The sequence below is a fragment of the Georgenia satyanarayanai genome, from assembly GCF_023715365.1.
In the GTDB taxonomy this organism is placed as follows: domain Bacteria; phylum Actinomycetota; class Actinomycetes; order Actinomycetales; family Actinomycetaceae; genus Oceanitalea; species Oceanitalea satyanarayanai_B.
Map to the genome: position 1 here is coordinate 54,100 of NZ_JAMBNZ010000006.1, position 21,300 is coordinate 75,399.

Consider the following 21,300-nt stretch of genomic DNA (forward strand, 5'->3'; position numbering starts at 1 on the left):
GTCAGTCCGCCAGGAGCGCGGCGAGGACCTCGCGCGCGATCGGCGCCGCGGTCGTGCCGCCGGAGGCGATGTCCCCCTCGATGCCACCGTTCTCGACGACGACGGCGACCGCCACCTGCGGGTCGTCGGCCGGCGCAAAGGACGTGAACCACGCGTGGGGGGGCGCGTCGGTGCCGCTCTGCGCCGTGCCGGTCTTGCCGGCGACGGCGATGCCCGGCAGCTGTGCGGCGCTACCGGTGCCGCCCGCGACGACGCTCGTCATGAGCTCGGTCAGCACCTGCGCCGTCTCGGGGGAGACGGACCGGCGCAGCACGGTGGGCTCGGTGGTGGCGACCACCTCGAGGTCGGCGTTGCGCTCGGTCGCCACGAGGTACGGCTGCAGCTGTTCCCCGCCGTTGGCGATCGCCTGGGACACCATCGCCATCTGGAGCGGCGTCACGCGGACGCTCTGCTGCCCGATGGCGGACATCGCGGTCTGCGCGTCGTCCTGGTCCGCGGGGAAGGCGGACGGGGTGACCCGCAGCGGGATCCGCAGCTCCTGACCGAAGCCGAAGGCCTCGGCCTGCTCGGCGAGCCGCTCCGGTCCCAGGTCCATGCCCAGCTGGGCGAAGGTCGTGTTGCAGGATTGCTCCATCGTGTACCGCAGCGGGGCGGTGTCCTCGGCGGTGCAGGCGATCCCGCCGGGGTTGTTGATCACCTGGGTGGACTGCGGCAGCTGGAGCTGGGCGGGGGACGGGACCGGGCTGTCCGCCTCGAGTCCCAGCTCCTCGATCGCCGCGGCGGCGGTGATGACCTTGAAGGAGGAGCCCGGCGCGTAGAGGTCGCCGGCGATGGCGCGGTTGACGAGCGGGTCGGCCTCGTCGGCCAGCAGCGCGTCGTAGGCCGCCTGGGCGGCGGCAGCATCGTGGGTGGCGAGCTCGTTGGGGTCGAAGCTCGGCTTGGAGACCGAGGCGAGGATCGCGCCGGTGCGCGTGTCGAGGGCGACGACGGAGCCGCGCTGGTCCCCCAGGGCGTCCCAGGCGGCCTGCTGGGCGGCGGGGTCGAGGGTGAGCTCGACGGAGCCGCCCTGCGGCTGACGGCCGGTGACGAGGTCCTGGAGGCGCTGGACGACGAGGGAGTCGGCGGTGCCGCCGAGGACGTCGTTGGCGGCCTGCTCCATGCCGGTCATCGAGCTGAGCGCGGCCGCGAAGTACCCCGTCGTGTGGGCGTAGAGGAGCGGCTCGGCGTAGGAGCGATGGTAGCCGTAGGCGGTGTCGACCGGTGTGGAGGAGGCGATGGCCTCCCCGGCGACGATGATCGGGCCGCGGTCCTGACCGAATTCGCGGTAGATCGTGCGGACGTTGCGGCCGTCGGCGTTGAGGGACGGCGCCTGGACGAACTGGACGGACGTCGCGGCCACCATGAGCGCGAGGAACATGAGGGCGACGATGGTCATGAGCCGCCGGACGGGGGTGTTCACGAGAGCCTCACCACCTCGGTGGGGTTGGCGTCGTCGCCGGTGGGGCGGAAGCTCACCTCGGCGACGTCGCCGCTCGTGTCGAGCGGGCCGATCGGCAGGTCGCCGCTCATCGCGACAGGGCGCCGCGCGGCGTCGGAGATGCGCAGCAGGAGCGCGACGATCACCCAGTTGACGACGAGCGAGGACCCGCCCTGGGCGAGGAACGGCATCGTCAGGCCGGTGAGCGGGATGAGACGGGTGACGCCGCCGACGACGACGAAGCACTGGAAGGCGACGACGAAGGACAGGCCGGAGGCGAGCAGGGTCCCGAAGCCGTCGCGCACCCCGATGGCCGCGCGCATGCCGCGCTGGGCGAGGACGAGGTACATGAGGAGGATCGCGAGCAGGCCGGTCAGCCCGAGCTCCTCACCGAGCGAGGCGATGATGAAGTCGGACTGGGCGTAGGGCACGATGTCCGGTCGGCCCTGGCCCCAGCCGGTGCCCATGAGGCCACCCGACGCCATCCCGAACAGGCCCTGGACCACCTGGTAGGAGCCGCCGAACTGGCGGGAGTAGATGTCGGGGTCCAACGCGCTCAGCCACACGTCGAACCGGTCGCTCACGTGCCCGAGGGTGCTCGCCGCCAGTGCGGCGGCCCCGCCGAAGAGGAGCAGGCCGAGGAGGACCCAGCTCACGCGCTCCGTGGCGACGTAGAGCATGGCGACGAACAGCGCGAAGAACAGCAGTGCGGTGCCGAGGTCGCGCTGGAAGACGAGGACGACCAGAGCCACGGCCCACGCGAGGAGGATCGGGCCGAGGTCGCGCACCCGCGGCAGCTGCAGGCCCAGCACCCGTCGCCCGGCCAGCGCCAGGGTGTCGCGGTTGGTCACGAGGTAGCCGGCGAAGAAGATGGCGAGGAGGACCTTGGCGAGCTCGGCGGGCTGGAAGGACATCGAGCCGAGGGAGATCCAGATGCGGGCGCCGTTGATGGTGCGGCCCAGCCCCGGCAGGAGAGGTAGGAGCAGCATGACCAGGCCGAGGATCATCGACAGGTACGTGTAGCGCCGCAGCAGCCGGTGGTCCCGCAGCGCGATGACGACGGCGACGGCCGCCGCGATCCCCAGCATCGTCCACAGCACCTGGCGGGAGGCGAAGGTGCTGCCCTCGGCGACGTCGATGCGGTGGATCATCGCCAGCCCGAGCCCGTTGAGGGCGACGGCGACGGGCAGGATGACGGGGTCGGCGTAGGGGGCGCGCCACCGCAGGACCACGTGGGTGGCCAGGGCCAGGACGACGAGCACTCCCGCCTGGGTGACGATGTCCGCGGGCGGGGCGCCCTCGGTCGCGAGTCCGACCTGGAGGTAGGCGTACAGCCCGATGGCCAGGCCGAGGAGGAGCAGGACGAGCTCGACGCCGCGTCCCCGGCGGCCGGGCTGCTGGCTGACGATGGCCATCAACCGGCCTCCGCCGTCGCGGACGGGCTGGGCGACCGGCCGGGCGAGGGCGTGACGGTCGGCTCGGGCTCGATTGCGCGGACCTCGTCGCGCAGCTCCGTCACGCGGTCCTCGGCCTGGTCCAGGGAGGAGACGGTGATCGTCGACTCGAGGCGGTCGCGGGCGTAACCGGGCAGCTCGTCGAGCCGCAGGTCGGTCCGCGAGTGGACCGTGGACAGGGTCAGCGGCCCCAGCTCCTGGGGGATGCCCCGGTAGATCGCCACGACCTCACCATCGGCGGCGAGGAAGTACTGGGTCTGGGTCCACTGGTAGCCCAGCCACCCGCCGGCGCCGAGGAGCACCAGCACGAGGAGCGTGAGGAGAGTACGCCCGATCCAGCGCCGCCGGCGGGGCGGCTCGGGCTCGTCGTCGTCGTCCGGGGACGGGGCGGCGGGGGAGAGGGCGGCGGCCCGGCCGGCGGCCCCGGAGGTGCCGCGGGTGCCGCGCAGGCGGTCCGTGGCGGCGGCGCCGACCACCTGCGGGCCCGAGGCGGGGACCAGGCCGGGGGGCAGGTCGTCGGAGTCGAGGAAGTCGGCGACGACGCAGGTGACGTTGTCGGGCCCGCCCCCGCGCAGCGCGAGGTCGATGAGCTCCTCGGCGCAACGGCCCGGGTCGGGCACACGGATGAGGGTGTCGGCGATGGTCTCGGCGCTGACGACGCCGGACAGACCGTCGGAGCACAGCAGCCACCGGTCGCCGACGCGCACCTCGCGGACCGACTCGTCGAGGATGACGTCCCCGTCGGTGTCACCGAGCACGCGCAGGAGCACCGAGCGCTGTGGGTGCCGCTCGGCCTGCTCGGGGCTCAGCCGGCCGGTCTCGACGAGGTGCTGAACGAAGGTGTGGTCGGTCGTGACCTGCGTGAGCTCCCCGTCCCGCAGCAGGTAGGCGCGGGAGTCGCCGATGTGGACCATGGCGATCTTGTTGCCGGAGCGCAGCAGCGCGATGCAGGTTGTGCCCAGACCGGCGAGCTCGGGGTCGGCGTCGGCGCGCTCCTCGAGGTCCGCGTGGGCGGCGGCGACGGCCTCGCGCAGGCTGGGGAGGAGCTCGTCGGCGGGCGGGTGGTCGTCGTCGAGGTGGACGAGGCGGGCCAGGGCGACGGACGAGGCGATGTCGCCGCCGGCAGGCCCACCCATGCCGTCGGCGAGGACGAGCAGGTAGGGGCCGGCGTAGCCGGAGTCCTGGTTGCTCGAGCGCACGAGCCCGACGTCGGAGCGGGCGGCGTAGTTGGAAGTCAGGGGCATGGGCTCAGCGCTGCAGCTCGATGACGGTCTGCCCGACGCGCACGGGGGTCCCGGCGCTCAGCTGCACGGGCTGGGTCAGGCGCTGGTCACCGACGAAGGTGCCGTTGGTCGAGCCGAGGTCCTCCACCCACCAGGCGCCGTCCTGGGGGTAGAAGCGCGCATGCCGTCCCGAGGAGTAGTCGTCGTCGAGGACGAGGGTGGAACTGGCGGCGCGGCCGACGACGACGGCGGAGGGACCGAGCGGCATCGTCGTGCCGGTGAGTGGTCCCTGCGTGACGACGAGGCGGGTGGGCGTGGAGCGGGCGGGCCGCCTGGGGGCGGGTGGCGTGGGGCGGCGGCCGCGCTGGGCGTCGCCCCGGGAGCGACGGGTGATCTTCGTCCCGAAGATGTCGCGGCGCAGCACGGCCAGCGCGCCGAGGACGAGGACCCACAGCAGCACGAGGTAGCTCACGCGCAGGAGAGTCACGGCCAGCTCGGTCATGGGTCAGCCGCCTGCCAAGTCGTCGTCGTTACCGTTCCAGAACATGATCCGGGTGCGGCCGATCGTGATCGTGTTGCCGTCCAGCAGGGTGGCGGCCTGGATCCGGTGCCCCTCGACGAAGGTGCCGTTGGTCGAGCCGAGGTCCGTGGCGACCGTGCCGGCGGGCGTGACGCGCAGCTCCAGGTGACGGCGCGAGACGCCGGTGTCGTCGACGACGACGTCCGCCTCGGTACCGCGGCCGAGCACCGTGACGGGCCCGGTGAGGAGGTAGCGCTGGCCGTCGATGTCGATGATGGGGTGGCGGGTGGAGGCCGCCGTCGACGTCGCGGGCGCGGTGGAGCCGCGGCGGGTGGCGGAGGTGACGCTGAGGCGGCCGGTGCTCACGGACTCGTCGGTCTCGAAGTGCACCCGGACCGGGCCGACGAAGGCGTAGTGCTGGGAGTCGGCGTGCGCGGTGGCGGTGGCGACCATCTCCTCGGCGAGGGCGTCGGCTCCCCAGTCGTCCACGCGCTCGCGGTCGGAGGGGCTCAGGAGCACGGTGAACTCGTTGGGCACGACGGTGCGGTCACGCGACACGGCGGCAGCGCGGTCGTCCATGTCCCGGCGGATCGCGCTCGCGATCTCCACCGGCTTGACCTCGCTGCGGAACGCCTTGGCAAACACGTTGTTCACCGCGTTCTCGACCTTCTTCTCGAAGCGATCGAGCGTTCCCATCGGTACACCTCCTCCCACGACCCCTCATGATCGTAACGATTGTGCATCGCGGCTGACGTATCCACGGCGCGATACGGGGGAGCGGGGTGCCGCGCTGTGAGACGCCTCTCCCTGGGGGCGACGGCGTCGTCGGCCGCCCGGGCTGCGTGCTAATCTCGTCCACGCTGTACAACGCGCGAGTGGCGGAATAGGCAGACGCGCACGGTTCAGGTCCGTGTGCCCGAAAGGGCGTGGGGGTTCAACTCCCCCCTCGCGCACAGCAGAAGACCCGCAGGATCTCAACGCAAAGTTGGGGCCCTGCGGGTCTTTTTTCGTTCCCATGTGACGTCCCATGTGACTAACTGTCCTAGCGAGGGCTCGGGTCACCTGCCGTCTCCGTGGACGGAGTCTTGTGCCTCTGACCTGCGTGTATATACGCGTCGCTACGGTGACAGATGTACGGGGCGAGGAGATACAAGGAGAAGCACGTTGAACACGGCAGGATCGGCACCGAGCACCCCCATCAGCGGCAGCAAGGTGGCAACCATGAACGACGCCATCGCGAGCACGCGCGCGACCCTCACCCTCGGAGAGGTCGCTGACATCCTCCAGGTGCACCGCCGATCCGTGTCGCGGGGCATCGAGAAGGGATGACCCCCTCCATTCGCCTTGGTAGGCGGGTTCTGGTCCCCCGGCTCCCCTTCCTGGCGATCGGTCGACCCGTCAACTGAGACGGTCAGCAGGGCCACCTCACCGTCCTGCGGCAGCTCGCCATCGACCGCGACACGAACCTCGACCGGTGTCTGGGGTTGCAGGCCATCACCCAGCACCACCTGAACACCGTGACCGATTCTGCTCGACGAACTCCGGTGCCGCGCCGGCGGGCAGCGTCTCCACCAGGGACACCGACACGGCAGTCCCTTCGGGTGCGACACCCGCGCCCGCCGAGATCGTCACGAACCGGCCTCCACATGAAAGCCGTCCGGCCCCACCACCTCACCGTGGGGTCCACCGTTCACCTTTGCGGGGGTCGTGCACGCCGCGATCACCAGGAGCACGATCACTGCGGCCGCCACGGCTTAGCCGACCTGCCGCGGCACGTCTCGGTTCATGACCTGCGCAGAGGCACGGCGAAGCGCCTGCCGGACGCGGAATGCGGCCCTGCCCATCAGGGCACCTGCTGACCATCGCGGTACGTGTACAGCGCTGCTGCCCCGGCCCACAGGCTCACGGCCACCAGCAGGGACAGCCAGGACGTCAAGTCGTGGTTGGGCAGTGCCCACACTCGTGCGGTCCCGAGCTGGTCCTCCGTTCCCCAGACCCAGCAGACCATGGCGTACGCGGTCGCCGGCAGCCAGGCGACGGTGCGCGGCAGCAGACAGACGCTGAGCGCGCCGATCCCGAGGCCGAGCAGGACGTTCCTGCCGTAGAACGGCATCAGGAGGGCCGCGTCTTCCCGGACGGCGACGGCCGCAGCACCGGCCAGGACGGCCGCCACTGTCACGGCCATGAACCAGACCAGCCGCAGGTCTCGCAGCGGTCTGTCCGGCAACGCTTCGTCCAACTCACTCCAGGGTGCTCCGAGCGGGAATGCGACGACAGTCCCGGCGAGCAGGGCGGCGTTCAGGAAGATCGAGGCGGCTGCGTCACGGACGGGCACGCCGAGGAACTCCACTGGGGCGAGCAGCACGGGTAGCGCTGCTGCCGCGCCGAGGATCCCGAGCCGGGCGACACCTCCCCGGGACCGTGCGTACAACCGCAGCGTCGTCATCACGCGCACTCGGTCAGGACGGCGTACGCCTGCTGGGCTTCACTGTGGGTCGGTGCTCGCTCGGCGATCCCGTAGGCCTCGAGCAGTGCCTCGTCGGGGACGAGATTTGGCGCGAGCCACCACTGCAGCACGACCATGGCCCGGGCCATCGTCATCTCCTCGCCGCCAGTGCTGTCCGGACCCCAGCACACGGCGAGACCGTCCGTGACGGCATGGACCATCTCGTCCGTCGCGGTCCCTGCCTGCCCGACGGGCAGCGTGATCCACACCGTCGGCCGTTGACCCGCAGCACCCGCCGCCGCAGCATTGGGGGAGAACCGGGCCGTCGCCAGCCCGGGGTCCAGCTCCACCAGCCGTGTGGCCGTCGGCGTCAGTGCCTCGCTCACCACGTCCGTCATCGCCCGCTGGTCCGGCGGCAGGCACACCTCTGTGTCGGTCGCCGGGACCGGTGTGCACGGCCATCCCGCGTCGTCCGCCCAAGTCCGCGGTGTCCGCAGGTCAGCGGTAGCCAGGACGAGCACGGCCGTAGCGCCCGCTACCGCAGCAACGATCCACCAGCGCCGCAACCCGGTCATGAACGCGGCGGACACCGCCAGGGATGCCAGCACCAGTCCCGCGAAGGCACCGCACAGGCCGAGGAGCACCACAGGCCGCAGCTGCATCGCCACGACGACCGAACCGGTCGCGCCCACGAAGTCGGTCAGCGCGCGCAGGCCCGCGACGTCAAAGACCAGGCACGTGAACGCGGTGACAGACAGGAGAGGCGGCACGGCCCAGTTCGGGACCAGCACGGCACACGCACCCCCGAGGGCGCCCATCGCCATAGTTCCGATCAGGGCCGGCGCAAGAGGAGCAACCGCTCGCAACGAAGGCGGTGACCCGTGCCAACCAGCGACCCCAAGGGCCAGGGCAGTGCCCAGGAGCAGGCCCGCACAGATCCAGATGCCCGGCCACGCAGCGCTCATGACCATCACGCGCCACTGAGCACCGGTCGGCAACGCCTCGAGCAGCTCCCGGGAAGCGGTGCGCCGCAACCGGATGACCGGAACCGCAGAGACACCGAGCGCAATCGGCCAGAGCACATAGATCGAGGTGAGAGCCGCGTCCACCGCCCAGACCGCCGAATGGGCGAACTCCGCGCGCCCAAACAGGCTGACGCCAGCGACGATGATGGTTACGGGCGCGAGGTACCACGCCTGCGGACGCCAGATCACGGCGCGACGTCGCACGGTCGCGACAACCTCGTCAGAAACGGACAGCGCCATCGGCCTCGCCCGCTCCGGCACCGAGGGGCACGGCCCCACCGATCAGCGACAGGAAACCCGCTTCCGCATCCGATGCCAGCCCATACTCCTCCGACCTGTCCCGCTTGCCGCGAGCCTGCAGATCCGCGAACGAGCCCTGCCACAGGGCACGGCCTTCGTTGAGGACGAGGATGTGGGAGGCGAACTGTTGCAAATCCTCGACCAAGTGCGTGGAGATCAGCACGAGCCGGTCCGCAGCCAAGGTCGCCAGCAGCCCCCGGAGCCGGATCCGCTGCCGAGGGTCGAGACCGGCGCTCGGTTCGTCCAAGATCAGGATCCGCGGGCTGTGCACGATCGCCTGAGCGATGAACGCGCGCTGCCGCTGCCCACCGGACAAATGCCCGAGCTGGACATCTCGGCTCTCCTCCAAGCCGACAGCCTCCACTGCCCGGCAGACCGCAGCGTCCACCCCCTGCCTGCCCATCCGGAGCCTGCCGAAGTACGTGACGAACTCCGCGACGGTCAGCTCAGGCAACCATCGCGGCGCCTGGGGAAGGAACCCGACCTGCGCGCGGAGCCGGGACCGGTCTGCACGGGAGGTGACCGAGACGCCATCGACGGTCAACCGCCCACCTGACGGGGCCGCGATACCTGCCAGAACTCGCAGCAGTGTCGTCTTCCCGGCCCCGTTCGCCCCGAGCGCACCCACGACCCCGGCACCCCACGTACCGGACACGCCACGTAACGCCTCGTGCTGCCCGTACCGGAACGTAAGCTCCTCGGCCGTGATCATGGCGTCCCGCACGGGTCAGTAGAGCGTGGTGGCACTGATGCCTGCGCAGTTGTCAGGCTGCAGCCGAATGTCGACGCACACGTTCGTGAAGGTCTTGAGACCGTAATGCGTGCGGTAGTCCCACGAAACGGTCGGGACCGTGCTCAAAGTGCTGCTGGTACGGCTGGTCTCCTTCTGACCCGTTCCGATCCACGCGAGATATTTGATGCTCCCGCCCGGCCGGCGCTGCACCACGTAGTCCCACTTCTGGCCGGTCAATTTCCCGTAGACGGCCCGCCCGTCGCCCGCGCTCCGGTCACGAATCGTCATCACGCCCTTGTGGAAGATGTTCCCGGACAGTGAGCTGTAGCCGTGTTCCATCTTTGTGGTCGCACTCGCCACCGTCGCAGACCCGTCCTTCGCGGTGACCGCCGCCTCCTTGAAGGAGTATGCGTTGGCCATGCCCGCACCAAATCCGGTTGCCGCGATCGCGACCGTCGCCAAGGATACTCTCCATGCGCGTTGCCACTTCATTGTGGACCCCCTAGTTATTCGGTTGTGTGTTGCGAAGTCTGGCGTTCAGGAATGGCCCTGTCAATGGTCAACACCGAAATGGAAACGCTACCCGCCATGGACGCTCAAGGCACCCCCCCGAGCCGGAGCGCGGGACCAGCCAGAAGCACCAGACTGGCACACCACCACCCCCGCCGGAGCCGAATCGCATCTACACGTGCACGCCGCCCCGCCGCCCGGCGCAGACGGTACATGCTCGTCTATACGAGGAGAAGGCCGACAGCGGTGGCACGGGGACCTGCTCGCGGCCGCCGCACTCAGCGGCGTGATCATCACCAAGACGCGCGACCTGCCCCGGATCCCTGTCCCGGCCGTGTGCCAGCAGCCCCCTGTCTGTCAGGGTGAGATGAGACCAGCGGTTCATAGCAACTTCGTCTGACAGGGCGAGATCAGGACCATTCATGATGACCAGTTCGACCCTCTCGATGCCGACGGTGTTGAGCACGGATGATGGGGTGATGAGCAGTTCTCATCCCCGCGCTGACGGGCCGCGGCGACGCCGCGCGTTCACTGCGCAGCAGAAGCTGGCCCACCTGGCGGCCTACGAGCAAGCCTGCGCCGCGCAGCAGGGTCCCGGGCGACCGGTGCTTGGCACCCACCGCGAGCCCGGGGCACGGAGCTGGACACCGGGCGACAACCCGTCCTCTCACCACCTGGTCCGGCGGCGGGCAGCCCTCTGCCGCTCGGCCCGCCGGCCCGCACGCCACCGGCGCCACTCCAGGACCCACACCACCACAGCCACCACCGCGACACCGCCGTGGAGGAGATCACTCCCACTCGACCCGCCCCGCCCGGCCGACGTGTCCGGCTCCGCCGACCCCTCAGCTCCCGGCCGGTTCCGCCGATGAGCTGGGCACGGGAGCGGACCAGCCGCTCCCTGACGGAACCGCTGAGGGAGACGGTCGATGAGGCGAAGGCGTCCGCACCTGGGGCCGATCGCCGCCGACCCCGAGCTCGAGCCGATCGTCACCCGCCGGGAGGTCGCCCCGGACGGCGATGCCCCCGCCGTTCGTGACTCCGCCACCGGCAGCGTTCTCCCGGCGCCTGCGCCGTCGCCCCTTGGCGCAGGTCCGGGGCGACGAGCGGACAGTGAACGTGGCGACCGCAAGGTACTCGTCCAGCTGCTGGCCACGATCTCTTGATCACGGCCCACGTCTGCCGATAGGTCCAGTGGGCGCGTGTACGCCCCCTTTCTACCCGACGTCCCTGGGAGCCAGCCGTGATCAGCGCCAGCGCGTGGTCGAGCCGATGGGCTGCCGGCACGGCCGCCCTGCTCCTCGCCGGCGGCAGCGCCCTCCCCGGCGCCGACCGCGAGCCGCCGGAGCCCGACCCGGCTTCCGGCGTCGACGTTCCCGCGGAGGAGACTCCCGGGCCTGCTGAGGACCCGGTCGAGGAGGTCGGCCCGGACGGCCCTCTGGACGGTGACCCGACCGACCCTCCGGCCGACGAGCCCCCCGTCGAGCAGCCTCCTGCCGAGGAGCCACCGGTGGTCGAGACCCCGACCGAGGAGCCGGCCACCGAAAACCCGGTCGAGGACGTCCCCACCGAGGAGCCGGAGCAGGCCGGGCCCGTGCTCGTCGTCGTGCCCGAGCCCGTGCGCAGCGTCGTCGACGGTGCTCCCGGCTACACGTTGCCGCTCGGGAACGGTGGCTTCACGTGGCTCGTCGACGGCGTCCGTGTCGACGAGCTCGGTGCCGCCGCACGCCTGTCGCCCGATGGCGGCTGGTACGAGCTCAGCGCCGTCGCCCTCGGCACGGACATCGAGCGGCTCGTGCTCGCCGTCGTCGCTGCCCCCGGTCACGCCCTCCTTGCCCCGGACGGTACGACCTCTCTGATCCGTTCCGTCCTGGACCCACGTGCCGCGGCGGAGCTCGCCGCGCCCACCGCGCTCGACGGCGCGGGCCGTGAGGACGCCGTCGTCGTGCCTGATGCCGCCACCCAGGTGGTGCGCGACCCCGCTGGCGAGGTTCTCGACCCGGGCACCCACCCGGTCACGGCCGAGTACGTCGACGGCGTGGCCACGATCACGCTGACCGTCACCGCGGCCGACGGACACCGCCTCGAGACCGACGGCACCCCGGTCGAGACCGTCCCGGGCGCAGGAGGGACCGCGGAGGTGCTCCTCGTCCTCACCGACGTGCCGCCGACAGCGGTCGAGCCGGCACCTGCCCCCGAGGCGGCGCCGTCACCGGCGGTGCCCGAGACGACCCCCGGGGAGCCGCAGGAGGAGGCGGCGGAGCAGCTCGAGCTCTCCGCTCCGGTGCTCACGGTTGCCGCAGTGGTTCCTGAGCCGACGGTCGCCGTTGCCGGCGCCGCGGAACCGGAGGAGGCCGACACGCTCGAGGCGCTGCCGGAGTCCGGGCCGGAGGGCCTGGGACTCATGGTCATGCTCGGCGGGCTCCTGCTCGGTGGCTCGTGGCTCGTGCTCGGGATGCGCGGGGACTGACCCGGCGCGGCCCGGGCACCGCACCTACGATGGCGCCATGCCTCGCATCGCCGCCGCTGACCGTGTGACCCGCGAGGAGCTCCTCGCCTTCGTGCGCGACCGTCATCACCTCGTGCTGCTCACTAGGCGCGCCGACGGCCGCCCGCAGCTCTCGCCCGTCTCCGGCGGTGTCGACGCCGAGGGCAGGATCGTCATCTCGACCTACCCGGACCGCGCGAAGGCGGTCAACCTGCGGCGGAACCCGGCCGCCTCCGTCCTCGTGCTCTCGGACGACTGGGACGACGCGTGGGTGCAGGTGGACGGGACGGCGGAGGTCCTCGACATGCCCTCACTGGAGGCGGAGGACGCGCTCGTCGAGTACTACCGCTGCATCGCGGGCGAGCACCCCGACTGGGCCGAGTACCGCCAGGCGATGCGCCGGCAGGGCAAGTCGCTGCTCCGGATCACCGTCACCGGGTGGGGCCCCGTCGCGACGGGCGGTTTCCCGCCCGACCGCGCCCCTGCTTGAGCACCCACGCGGTCGCGGCAGGGCGGAACGGGGTTGCTGCGCAGCGTCACGACGCTCTGGCAAAATCTCCGACCGCATGGCTATTATGAAGGAGTCCAAACAAACCTGGAACCGGGTGTACACCCGGAGGAAGCAGCGAGGCTCCCTCATGACACAGCGAACACCTACCCGCTCGACCTTGGCCCTGTTGGCGGCGACCGGCGTCCTGGCCGGCACCGCCCTTGCCGTCGTTCCGGCAGCCGCGGACGCCCCCGAGGCGCCGGGAGAGGGCGTGAACGGCTACCGCACGCTCGGGTACTTCCCGGCGTGGGCAAGCGCCGACTCCCACAACTACGAGTTCGCGGACCTGGTGAGCACAGGTGCAGCGGATGACCTCACCCACCTCAACTACGCCTTCGGCAATGTCACCACCGACCTCGTGTGTGACATCTCCAGCGAGGTGGTCCCCGAGGACGGGGTCGATCCGGGGGAGCCGGAAGGAGACCCTGAGAACGACTACCTGCGGCTCATCGAGGCCGACGATGCTGTCGACGGCGTCGCCGACGACCCGGCACAGCCGCTCGCCGGCAACTTCAACCAGCTGCGCAAGCTCAAGGAGCGCTACCCCGACCTCAAGGTCCTCATCTCCCTCGGCGGATGGACGTGGTCGGACAACTTCTCCGCTGCGGCCCTCACGCCGGAGAGCAGGGAACGACTTGTCGACTCCTGCATCGACCTCTACCTCGACGGGAACCTTCCCGTGCACGGGGAGCAGGGAGGACCGGGGGTCGCCGCCGGCATCTTCGACGGCTTCGACATGGACTGGGAGTGGCCCGCCGCCGACGGCGAGCACCCGTCACCGAACCCTGAGGTCGACCGCGAGAACTTCCTCGCGCTCATGGAGCTGTTCCGCGACAAGCTCGACGAGCGCTCCGCCGCGGACGGCGAGGAGTACCTGCTGACCGCCTTTGCACCCGCCGGGTCCCCGCGGAACGTGGGCGGGTGGACCGACCCGCGGCTCGCCGCCGTCGTCGACTTCCTCAACGTTCAGGGCTACGACTTCCACGGTGGCTGGGTGCCTGGTCGCACCGGCCACCAGGGGAACCTGCACCCCTACGAGTGGCCCGACGGCAGCTCGGCGAACTGGGGGCTGGCGGCCGACAACGTGCTCGAGGCCTACCGGGCTGCGGGCTACCGCGACGATCAGCTCCTGCTCGGACTTGCTGCGTACGGCCTGGGCTGGGAGGGCGTCAGTGACCCCACGCCCGGAGCGACGGCCAGCGGCGCGCTGCCGGGCACGAACTACTCGGTGCTGCGGGACGTGGGCGAGGAGTACTTCGACGAGACGGCGGTCGCTGCCTACCGCTGGGACGGTGACGCTTGGTGGAGCCTGGACACCCCGCGCACGGTGACGGCCAAGGCCGACTGGATCGCCGACGCCGGGCTGGGCGGTGCCTATTTCTGGGACATCGCCGGGGACTACGACAACGAGCTCGGGTCGGCGCTGGCAGGGACGCTGCGGGCAGGGCCGGCCGGGCCGCTCGCAGAGCAGCCCGGTGAGCCGGGCGAGCCGGGAGAGTCCCACCAGCGCTACGGGTTCTTCCTCACGGACAGCTGGCGTGGCGGAGCTGCCGACCACACGTTCATGTACGGCCGGTTCACCGACGAGGTGCTCATCGGCGACTGGGACGGTGACGGCCGCGACTCGATCACCGTGCGTCGTGGCAACCGCTTCTTCGTCAACAACGATCCGCGGGGCGGGCCGGCTGGCACCGAGTTCGTCTACGGCCGGCCCGGCGACGTCGTCCTTGTCGGTGACTGGAACGGTGACGGCCGCGACACGCTGGCGGTGCGACGGGGAGCGACCTACCACGTGAAGAACTCGCTGAGCGGCGGGAAGGCGGACCACGTCATCGTCTACGGCCGTGCCGGCGACGACATCATGGTCGGTGACTGGAACGGCGACGGCCGGGACACCTTCGCGGTGCGGCGCGGAGCCACCTACCACGTCAAGAACTCCCTGGCGGGCGGCCGTGCCGACACCGTCTTCGCCTACGGTCGCGCCGACGACGCGACGCTCGCGGGTGACTGGGACGGTGATGGCAAGGACACCTTTGCCGTCCGGCGCGGAAACGTCTACCACGTGAGCAACACGCTACGGGCGGGCAGGGCGGACGTCGTGACCGCCTACGGGCGCGCAGGTGACGAGGTCTACGTCGGCGACTGGAACGGTGACGGTCGCGACACCCTGGGCCTGCGGCGCACTCCTGCGGCGGCTTCCTGAGCGGCCGTGCGGGGGTTGTGGCTCACCGTGAGGAGACGAGCCCGACCCCCGCACTGCTGTGAGAGCACGGGCACGCGAGCGGTGCCTGCCACCAGGGCACGAGCACGTTGGCGTGGGTGCCACCCTGCGCAACCGGCGTGCTCATGCGCCTACCTTGGCGGCCGACCGCTCATCTGATGCCGCGCATCGCCCGCGTGATCCGCGGGGCGAGCGCGAGCAGGACCAGGCCGATGCCGATGGTCACGGCGCCCAGGGTCCCGAAGTAGGCCACCTCGTTGTCCTCGCTGTAGAAGGAGGCGAGCGAGCCGGACAGCGCGGTGCCCAGCGCCACGGACAGGTAGAACAGCGAGACCATGAGCACCGGGTAGGCCTTGGGCGCGAGCTTGGTGGACAGGGACAGGCCCACCGGGGAGAGCAGGAGCTCACCGCAGGTCGCGACGAGCATGATGAGCGCGATCCACAGCACGGGCACCGCCGCCGTGCCGGCCATGGGCAGGAAGACGAGGAAGGCCGCGCCCATGAGCATGACGCCGAGGCTGAACTTCACCGGCGTCGTCGGCTGACGGCGTCCGAGCCGGGTCCACAGGGCCGCGAAGACCGGCGCGAGGACGATGATGAAGAAGGGGTTGAAGGACTGTGCCCACGGGATCGGCATGGTCCAGTCGCCGATCAGCGGCAGGGTGAAGTCCCGGTCCAGGCGCGTCTCGGAGTAGATCGTGATGACGGTGAACTGCTGCTGGAACAGCGCCCAGAAGGCCACCGAGCCGATGAACATCGGGATGAAGGAGACGACCCGCGAGTGCTCGTCCCCCTGCACCTTCTGGCTCGTGAGGAGGATGGCGAAGAGCACGACGGCAGCGACGGCGGTGGCGACGACGACGACGTCGGCCAGGTTGCCGGGGGTGAGGAGCCCGGTGAGGACGGCGACGACGAGGACGACGACGGCCCCGACGGCGATCGCCCCGTACCGCCCGTACTGCTCGCGCGGCAGCGGGTCGGGCACGCGGCGGGTGGGGTGGGGCAGGTGGCGGCGGGCCAGGGAGTACTGGACCAGTCCGATGGCCATGCCGACGGCGGCGAGGCCGAAGCCGAGGTGGAAGCCCCAGCTCTCCTGGACCAGGCCGGTGAGGAGCGGGCCGAGCAGTCCGCCGATGTTGATCCCCATGTAGAAGATGGAGAAGCCGGCGTCACGGCGGGGGTCGTCGGCCGTGTACAGGGCGCCGACGAGGTTGGTGATCGTCGCCTTGAGGCCGCCGGAGCCGATCGCGACGAGGATGAGACCGGCGCCGAGACCGACGACGCCCGGCACGACCGCCAGCGCGACGTGTCCCAGCATGATGAGGACGGCGCTGACGTACATCGTGCGCTCGGAGCCGAGCAGACGGTCGGCCACCCAGCCGCCGAGGATGGAGAAGAGGTAGACGGACCCGCCGTAGGCGCCGACGATCCCGGCGGCGACCGTCCGGTCGATCCCCAGACCACCCTGCGTGGTCTGGAAGTACATGTAGAGCAGGACGATGCCCTGCATGCCGTAGAAGGAGAACCGCTCCCACAGCTCGACGGAGAACAGGTTCGCCAGGCCGCGGGGCTGCCCGAGGAAGCCACCGACCTCACTGGTGCGCCCCGGAGCTGCGGGGGACGTGCTTGCGGTCGCCGGGTCCTCGGAAGCCATGGGTGCCATGCTCCGCCTGCTCCCGGAGTGACGCAATCGGCTCAGGGCGTGGCGGGGGCGCGCGTGGTGAAGGTCATAGGTGAGCTGACGGAGGAGCTGAAGGTCGCGTCGACGCCGCCTGTCGAGGGGACAGCCACCGCGAGGAGCGCGGCCGCGGCCACCTGGCCCCACGCACGCCTCGGGGCCGCGTGGGCCGGGATCCGGCGGCAGCCGTCGAGCTCGCGGACCCGGCTGAGCAGGAGGCAGGCCCCCAGCCCGAGGACGGTGAGCGCCACGGGCAGGTACCGGCCCTGCACCGCCCACGCGTACGGCAGCCCGACCCAGGGAACGCGCAGCACCCCGACGCCGTGGACGGCGTCCGCCGCGACGTGCAGGGTGTCCGGCGCCGCGTTCGCGTCGCCGCGCAGGACGAGGCCGCCGTCGTCATCGGTGCTGTCGAAGCGGTGGAGGAGCCGGCTGCCCTGCTCGCCGGGGGCATCGGCGAGCAGGACCTGGCCCGGACGTAAGCGGCTCGCGGGGACCTCGCGGGTGACGACGACGTCACCTGTGCGGATCGCCGGCTCCATCGAGCCGCTGAGCACGACGGCGGGCTGCCAGCCGATGAGGACCGGCAGCACCGTCCAGACGAGGAGGCCGGCGAAGGTGGCGAGCACTGACCGCGCGACCAGGGCGGTGGTGTGCCGAACCCACCGGTTCGGGGGCGCCTCGCTCACGGCGTGCTCCTTCCTGCGGCGCGAACGATCAGCGGGTGCTGGTCGCCTCGGCGACGAAGCTGAGGCGCACCTGCTGGCCCTGGACTGACGGCGGGGCGTCGTCCTTCACCCTGTAGGTGAAGCGGAAGGTGCCCTTCATGTTGCTGTCCCCGGCGACGTCGTAACGCATCGGGGTGTTCGCCTCGCCGTGCGTCGACGCGAAACCGGCCAGCGTCCCGGTGTAGAGCGTTCCCGTGGGGCCAGCACCTAACTCATCACCCTCGTTGCCCTCGATCGTGATGACGATGTTGTCGGCCAAGGTGTTGCCGGTGGCGCTGACCTGCTCGAGGGACTGGCCGCCCCCCGTCGGCGCGAGCACGGCGAAGTCCGCGCCGTAGACCTTGACCGCGGCGTCGAGGGTGCCTTCGTAGGTGACGGTGATCTCCTGGGAGCCAGTCGACCCGGGGACGAGGTCCGCGGCGGTGAACAGCGCGGCGTCCTGGTCGTCGTCGGTGATCGTGACAGAGCCGGCGGTCCACGAGTTTCCGGCGTTCTCCGTGGTGTCGGTGAAGGCCGCGTAGGACGCCTGCCAGACGAGCACCGCGCTGATGACGAAGCCGAGCGGGACTGCCAGCCACCTTGCGTAGCGTGCCGATCGGGAAGATGTCGAAGCCATTGGGGTTCCCTCCATGGGAGTCACCGGGCGTACCCGGGAGTCGCGATCCATGCGAACAAATGAAGTCTGCGACGGGGTGATGGAGGGTGCAAGGCCTTTCGACCGTGATCTCACTCATACTTTAGGAGGAGCGTCACGGACGGATCGTTACTACTTATGAAGGGTATCCGATGTCGTCGGGGCTGGAAAGTCCCTCAGAGCAGCTCGGCACGGAGCTGGTCGACCGGCTTGGGCGAGAGGAGCGACGGCGCGACGTCGAGCACCGTGAGGGCGCCGGTCTCGCCCCGCTCGTTGAGCCGGGCGGCGGCGCGGGCGTAGGCGACCAGCACGCTCGCGGTGAACTCGGGGTTGCTCCCCAGCCGGAGCCGGTACTCGACCACCTGGTCGTGGCCACCACCGGTGGTGCCGCTGCGGATGACGAAGCCGCCGTGGGGCATGTGCGCGTGCTCGTGCGCGAGCGCCTCGGCACTGATGACGGTGACGGTGGTGTCGTAGTCGGCGAAGTAGTGCGGCATCGTGACGACGGCCTGCTCCACCTCCGCGGCGTCGGCGCCGTCCTCGAGGACGACGTAGCACTCGCGAGTGTGCTTCTCGCGGGTGCTGAGCGCCGGTCGCGAGCCGCTGCGGACCGCGTCGACGGCCGCGGGCGAGGGGACCGTGTACTGGACGCCGGCAGCGACCCCAGGAACGCGGCGTAGCGCGTCCGAGTGCCCCTGGCTCAGTCCCGGTCCCCAGAAGGTGTACGTCTCGCCCTCGGGAAGGAGCGCCTCACCGAGGAGCCGGTTGAGGGAGAACATCCCCGGGTCCCAGCCGACCGCGACGATCGAGGTGTTGCCCCCGGCCCGTGCCGCGGCGTCGACGGCTGCGACGTACTCGGGGATGCGGGCGTGGGTGTCGAAGCTGTCGACGGTGGTGAAGTGGGCGGCCAGCTCGGGTCCCTGCTGCGGCAGGTCGTCCTTGGAGCCGCCGCACAGGACGAGGACGTCCACCTCGTCACGGTGGTCGAGCAGCTCGTCCCAGGGCAGGACAGGGGTCTGCGGCGTGGGCGGCTCGATCGTCGTGGGGTCGCGGCGGGTGAAGACGGCGTGCAGCGTCATGTCGGCGTTCTGCCCGACGGCGGCTGCCACGCCCCTGCCGAGGTTGCCGTAGCCGGCGATCGCGATGCGTCGCTGTCCCATGGGTCCTGCCCTTTCCCTCCGGTGGTGGTCCGCACCCACCGTACGCACGGCCACGCGCCCCGTGCGCGTGCGCCCACCTGTCGACGACGCGCGCGAAAGCACCGTCCGGCCGGGCCACGAACCGGTAACCTCCCCGAAGGCTGGCTCTCGTCGGCCGTCTCCGTCTTCCCCTGGAGCCCCGCATGAGCGACCTCGCGGTCGACACCTCCGCGCTGCGCAAGACCTACCGCCGTCGCGGCGGCGGCAGCGTCGGCGTCGAGAACCTCGACCTCCACGTCCCGGTCGGCGGTGTCCACGGCTTCCTCGGTCCCAACGGCTCGGGGAAGACGACGACGATCCGCATGCTCCTCGGTCTCATCCGCCCGGACTCTGGGACGATGCGGATCTTCGACCAGGAGGTCCCCAAGCGGCTGCCCGACGTCATCGGCCGGGTCGGCGCGATCGTCGAGTCCCCCAAGTTCTTCCCCACCTTCACCGCGCGCCGCAACCTCGAGCTGCTCGCCGGTGCCATCGGGGCGCCACGCGGCCGGGTGGACGAGGTGCTGGAGTCGACGGCGCTCGCGGAGCGGGCCGGGGACCGGTACAAGACCTACTCCCTGGGCATGAAGCAGCGCCTGGCCATCGCCGCCACGCTCCTCAAGTCACCCGATCTGCTCATCTTCGACGAGCCGACCAACGGCCTGGACCCCGGCGGCATCCGGGAGATCCGCGAGACGATGCGCCGTCTCGGCGACGAGGGCCGCACCGTCCTCGTCTCCAGCCACATCCTCGCCGAGGTCGAGCAGGTCGCCGACACCGTCTCCATCATCGGGCGTGGACGGCTGCTCGCCGAGGGGCGGGTGGCCGACGTCATCGGCTCCCGCTCCGAGGCGGGCGCGATCAAGGTGGGCGTCGTCGACCTCGCGGCGGCCGAGCAGGTCCTCACCCGTGCCGGTCTGCGGGTCCGCGTCGACGGCGGCCTGCTGCGGGTGCGCGGGGTGCAGGACCCGGCACGGGTCACCGAGCTGCTCGCCCAGCAGGGCTTGTATGTCAACGAGCTCACCGCCGAGCGGGTCGACCTCGAGCGCGTCTTTCTCGACCTCACCGCCGGCCAGGGCCTGGACGAGGGCTCCGGCGGTCGTCACGGCCGAGCGCCCGGCCCGACGACGGGCGGCGGTGACCCCGCATGATGCGGCTCCTGCGCGTCGAGCTCCGCCGGCTGTTCTCCCGGCGCCTCGTCGTCCTCACGATGCTCGGTGCGCTCGCGGCGTCCCTGCTCGTCCTGTGGGCGGCGTGGGACTCCTCCCAGCCGATGTCCGACGCGGACCTCACGCTCGCTGAGGAGATGTACGAGCAGGACCTGGCGTACTGGGAGGAGCACGGCGAGGAGGACATGGCCCAGTGCCTGGAGGACGAGGCCGCGGAGGCCGAGCGCCTCGGTGAGGACGTGGACTGGGGCTGCGAGGGCATGACGGCACCGGAGCGCGAGTGGTACGTCTTCACCGCCTCGCCGCTGGCGGAGACGTTGCCCTCCTCGCTGAGCGCCGCCTCGACCTTCCTCCTGTTCGCGGTCGGCCTCGTCGGGGCGACCTTCACGGCGGCGGAGATCAGCACCGGCGCCATGAGCACCTGGCTGAGCTTCGAGCCGCGGCGCCTGCGGGTGTACGCCTCCAAGCTGTCCGCGGCTGCCGTCGGCGTGGTGCCGGTGGCGGTGCTCTCCGTCGCCGTCGTCACCGCCGGCTCCTGGCTGATCGCCGACCACTTCGAGCTCGCGTCCGGGATGGGCGCCGCCCAGTGGACCGACACCGCGTGGATGGTGCTGCGGATCCTCGGTCTCGCGGTGATGGGCGCGCTCGTGGGCGCCGCGCTGGGCTTCCTGCTGCGGCACACGGCCGGCGTCCTGGGCGTCGTGGTCGTCGGCTTCATCGCCAGCCAGATGCTCCAGGGACTCGTGCCGCGGACCGCTCCCTGGATGCCGGTCACGAACGTCGACGGATGGGTCCGGCACGGGACGACGTACTACACCGAGGAGTGCACGACCGACACCGGCGGCACGATGTGCGAGCTCACGGAGCATGCGCTGGCCTTCGGGCACAGCGCGGTCTACGTGCTTGTCCTCACCGCCGTCGTCGTCGTCCTCGGCGCCGTCGTCTTCCGCCGCCGCGACGCCGTCTGAG

19 protein-coding genes and 1 tRNA gene are annotated in these 21,300 nt (G+C 71.1%); 7 read left to right on the top strand and 13 right to left on the bottom strand.

Annotated features, from left to right (window positions below):
- Window position 1: 1 nt before the first annotated feature.
- Genes M3148_RS09260 through M3148_RS09280 form a run of 5 tightly spaced genes read right to left on the bottom strand, consistent with a single transcriptional unit; the run spans window position 2 to window position 5,370 of the window.
- Complete coding sequence (locus M3148_RS09260) at window positions 2–1,459, bottom strand: peptidoglycan D,D-transpeptidase FtsI family protein (protein ID WP_251304391.1); 1,458 nt, start codon at window positions 1,457–1,459, stop codon at window positions 2–4.
- The gene (locus M3148_RS09265) at window positions 1,456–2,892 is read right to left on the bottom strand and encodes an FtsW/RodA/SpoVE family cell cycle protein (RefSeq protein WP_251304392.1); all 1,437 of its coding nucleotides are present in this window, start codon (window positions 2,890–2,892) and stop codon (window positions 1,456–1,458) included. Before M3148_RS09265 ends, M3148_RS09260 begins: the two co-directional genes overlap by 4 nt.
- Entirely contained in the window at window positions 2,892–4,175 is a 1,284-nt protein-coding gene (locus tag M3148_RS09270; protein ID WP_251304393.1) for a PP2C family protein-serine/threonine phosphatase, read from the bottom strand. The genes M3148_RS09265 and M3148_RS09270 overlap by 1 nt, the downstream gene beginning before the upstream one ends.
- Window positions 4,176–4,179: 4 nt before the next feature.
- Complete coding sequence (locus M3148_RS09275) at window positions 4,180–4,656, bottom strand: FHA domain-containing protein FhaB/FipA (RefSeq protein ID WP_251304394.1); 477 nt, start codon at window positions 4,654–4,656, stop codon at window positions 4,180–4,182.
- 3 nt (window positions 4,657–4,659) lie between these two features.
- A complete protein-coding gene (locus M3148_RS09280; protein ID WP_251304395.1) occupies window positions 4,660–5,370 on the bottom strand; it encodes an FhaA domain-containing protein in 711 nt (236 codons plus the stop codon).
- Between the two features lie 173 nt (window positions 5,371–5,543).
- On the opposite strand from M3148_RS09280, the gene M3148_RS09285 reads away from it, so the two are divergent.
- Window positions 5,544–5,627: transfer RNA gene (locus M3148_RS09285), tRNA-Leu, on the top strand.
- An 890-nt stretch (window positions 5,628–6,517) separates the two neighbouring features.
- Here M3148_RS09285 and M3148_RS09290 read toward each other — a convergent pair.
- The 4 genes from M3148_RS09290 to M3148_RS09305 are packed head-to-tail and all read right to left on the bottom strand — an operon-like array spanning window position 6,518 to window position 9,640.
- Window positions 6,518–7,123 carry a hypothetical protein gene (locus M3148_RS09290; protein ID WP_251304396.1) on the bottom strand — a complete coding sequence of 202 codons (606 nt, stop codon included), beginning with the start codon at window positions 7,121–7,123 and terminating at the stop codon, window positions 6,518–6,520.
- Window positions 7,120–8,385, bottom strand: coding sequence for a hypothetical protein (locus tag M3148_RS09295; RefSeq protein ID WP_251304397.1), 1,266 nt, complete (start codon window positions 8,383–8,385; stop codon window positions 7,120–7,122). The genes M3148_RS09290 and M3148_RS09295 overlap by 4 nt, the downstream gene beginning before the upstream one ends.
- The gene (locus M3148_RS09300) at window positions 8,366–9,157 is read right to left on the bottom strand and encodes an ATP-binding cassette domain-containing protein (protein ID WP_251304398.1); all 792 of its coding nucleotides are present in this window, start codon (window positions 9,155–9,157) and stop codon (window positions 8,366–8,368) included. The genes M3148_RS09295 and M3148_RS09300 overlap by 20 nt, the downstream gene beginning before the upstream one ends.
- A 15-nt stretch (window positions 9,158–9,172) precedes the next feature.
- Window positions 9,173–9,640, bottom strand: coding sequence for a hypothetical protein (locus M3148_RS09305; RefSeq protein ID WP_251304399.1), 468 nt, complete (start codon window positions 9,638–9,640; stop codon window positions 9,173–9,175).
- 974 nt (window positions 9,641–10,614) lie between these two features.
- Between M3148_RS09305 and M3148_RS09310 the strand changes: the two genes are divergently transcribed.
- The 4 genes from M3148_RS09310 (at window position 10,615) to M3148_RS09325 (ending at window position 14,926) form a co-directional block, all read left to right on the top strand.
- Entirely contained in the window at window positions 10,615–10,851 is a 237-nt protein-coding gene (locus M3148_RS09310; protein WP_251304400.1) for a hypothetical protein, read from the top strand.
- Between the two features lie 77 nt (window positions 10,852–10,928).
- Window positions 10,929–12,155: a hypothetical protein gene (locus M3148_RS09315; protein WP_251304401.1), complete on the top strand. Its 1,227-nt coding sequence runs from the start codon at window positions 10,929–10,931 to the stop codon at window positions 12,153–12,155.
- Window positions 12,156–12,192: 37 nt separating this feature from the next.
- Entirely contained in the window at window positions 12,193–12,663 is a 471-nt protein-coding gene (locus M3148_RS09320; RefSeq protein ID WP_251304402.1) for a PPOX class F420-dependent oxidoreductase, read from the top strand.
- Window positions 12,664–12,811: 148 nt separating this feature from the next.
- Complete coding sequence (locus tag M3148_RS09325) at window positions 12,812–14,926, top strand: glycoside hydrolase family 18 protein (RefSeq protein ID WP_251304403.1); 2,115 nt, start codon at window positions 12,812–12,814, stop codon at window positions 14,924–14,926.
- Between the two features lie 169 nt (window positions 14,927–15,095).
- Here the strand turns inward: M3148_RS09325 and M3148_RS09330 are convergent, their stop codons facing one another.
- From M3148_RS09330 to M3148_RS09345, 4 genes are all read right to left on the bottom strand, one after another.
- Entirely contained in the window at window positions 15,096–16,607 is a 1,512-nt protein-coding gene (locus M3148_RS09330; protein ID WP_440136915.1) for a peptide MFS transporter, read from the bottom strand.
- A 32-nt stretch (window positions 16,608–16,639) separates the two neighbouring features.
- Window positions 16,640–17,311, bottom strand: a complete 672-nt coding sequence (locus M3148_RS09335) for a signal peptidase I (protein WP_251304405.1) — start codon at window positions 17,309–17,311, stop codon at window positions 16,640–16,642.
- Between the two features lie 28 nt (window positions 17,312–17,339).
- Complete coding sequence (locus M3148_RS09340) at window positions 17,340–17,966, bottom strand: CalY family protein (RefSeq protein WP_251304406.1); 627 nt, start codon at window positions 17,964–17,966, stop codon at window positions 17,340–17,342.
- Window positions 17,967–18,160: 194 nt separating this feature from the next.
- Window positions 18,161–19,144: a diaminopimelate dehydrogenase gene (locus M3148_RS09345; protein WP_251304407.1), complete on the bottom strand. Its 984-nt coding sequence runs from the start codon at window positions 19,142–19,144 to the stop codon at window positions 18,161–18,163.
- A gap of 182 nt (window positions 19,145–19,326) precedes the next feature.
- Between M3148_RS09345 and M3148_RS09350 the strand changes: the two genes are divergently transcribed.
- On the top strand, window positions 19,327–20,313 hold the full coding sequence (locus tag M3148_RS09350) for an ABC transporter ATP-binding protein (protein ID WP_251304408.1): 987 nt from the start codon (window positions 19,327–19,329) through the stop codon (window positions 20,311–20,313).
- On the top strand, window positions 20,310–21,299 hold the full coding sequence (locus M3148_RS09355; RefSeq protein ID WP_251304410.1) for an ABC transporter permease subunit: 990 nt from the start codon (window positions 20,310–20,312) through the stop codon (window positions 21,297–21,299). Before M3148_RS09350 ends, M3148_RS09355 begins: the two co-directional genes overlap by 4 nt.
- The last annotated feature ends 1 nt before the right edge of the window (window position 21,300 follow it).

Excerpts from the sequence above, each read along its gene's own strand:
- M3148_RS09265 (WP_251304392.1), bottom strand. The coding sequence starts at position 2,892 with ATGGCCATCGTCAGCCAGCAGCCCGGCCGCCGGGGACGCGGCGTCGAG.
- M3148_RS09270 (WP_251304393.1), bottom strand. The coding sequence starts at position 4,175 with ATGCCCCTGACTTCCAACTACGCCGCCCGCTCCGACGTCGGGCTCGTG.
- M3148_RS09275 (WP_251304394.1), bottom strand. The coding sequence starts at position 4,656 with ATGACCGAGCTGGCCGTGACTCTCCTGCGCGTGAGCTACCTCGTGCTG.
- M3148_RS09280 (WP_251304395.1), bottom strand. The coding sequence starts at position 5,370 with ATGGGAACGCTCGATCGCTTCGAGAAGAAGGTCGAGAACGCGGTGAAC.
- M3148_RS09295 (WP_251304397.1), bottom strand. The coding sequence starts at position 8,385 with ATGGCGCTGTCCGTTTCTGACGAGGTTGTCGCGACCGTGCGACGTCGC.
- M3148_RS09300 (WP_251304398.1), bottom strand. The coding sequence starts at position 9,157 with ATGATCACGGCCGAGGAGCTTACGTTCCGGTACGGGCAGCACGAGGCG.
- M3148_RS09310 (WP_251304400.1), top strand. The coding sequence starts at position 10,615 with ATGAGGCGAAGGCGTCCGCACCTGGGGCCGATCGCCGCCGACCCCGAG.
- M3148_RS09320 (WP_251304402.1), top strand. The coding sequence starts at position 12,193 with ATGCCTCGCATCGCCGCCGCTGACCGTGTGACCCGCGAGGAGCTCCTC.
- M3148_RS09325 (WP_251304403.1), top strand. The coding sequence starts at position 12,812 with ATGACACAGCGAACACCTACCCGCTCGACCTTGGCCCTGTTGGCGGCG.
- M3148_RS09330 (WP_440136915.1), bottom strand. The coding sequence starts at position 16,607 with ATGGCACCCATGGCTTCCGAGGACCCGGCGACCGCAAGCACGTCCCCC.
- M3148_RS09340 (WP_251304406.1), bottom strand. The coding sequence starts at position 17,966 with ATGGCTTCGACATCTTCCCGATCGGCACGCTACGCAAGGTGGCTGGCA.
- M3148_RS09345 (WP_251304407.1), bottom strand. The coding sequence starts at position 19,144 with ATGGGACAGCGACGCATCGCGATCGCCGGCTACGGCAACCTCGGCAGG.
- M3148_RS09350 (WP_251304408.1), top strand. The coding sequence starts at position 19,327 with ATGAGCGACCTCGCGGTCGACACCTCCGCGCTGCGCAAGACCTACCGC.
- M3148_RS09355 (WP_251304410.1), top strand. The coding sequence starts at position 20,310 with ATGATGCGGCTCCTGCGCGTCGAGCTCCGCCGGCTGTTCTCCCGGCGC.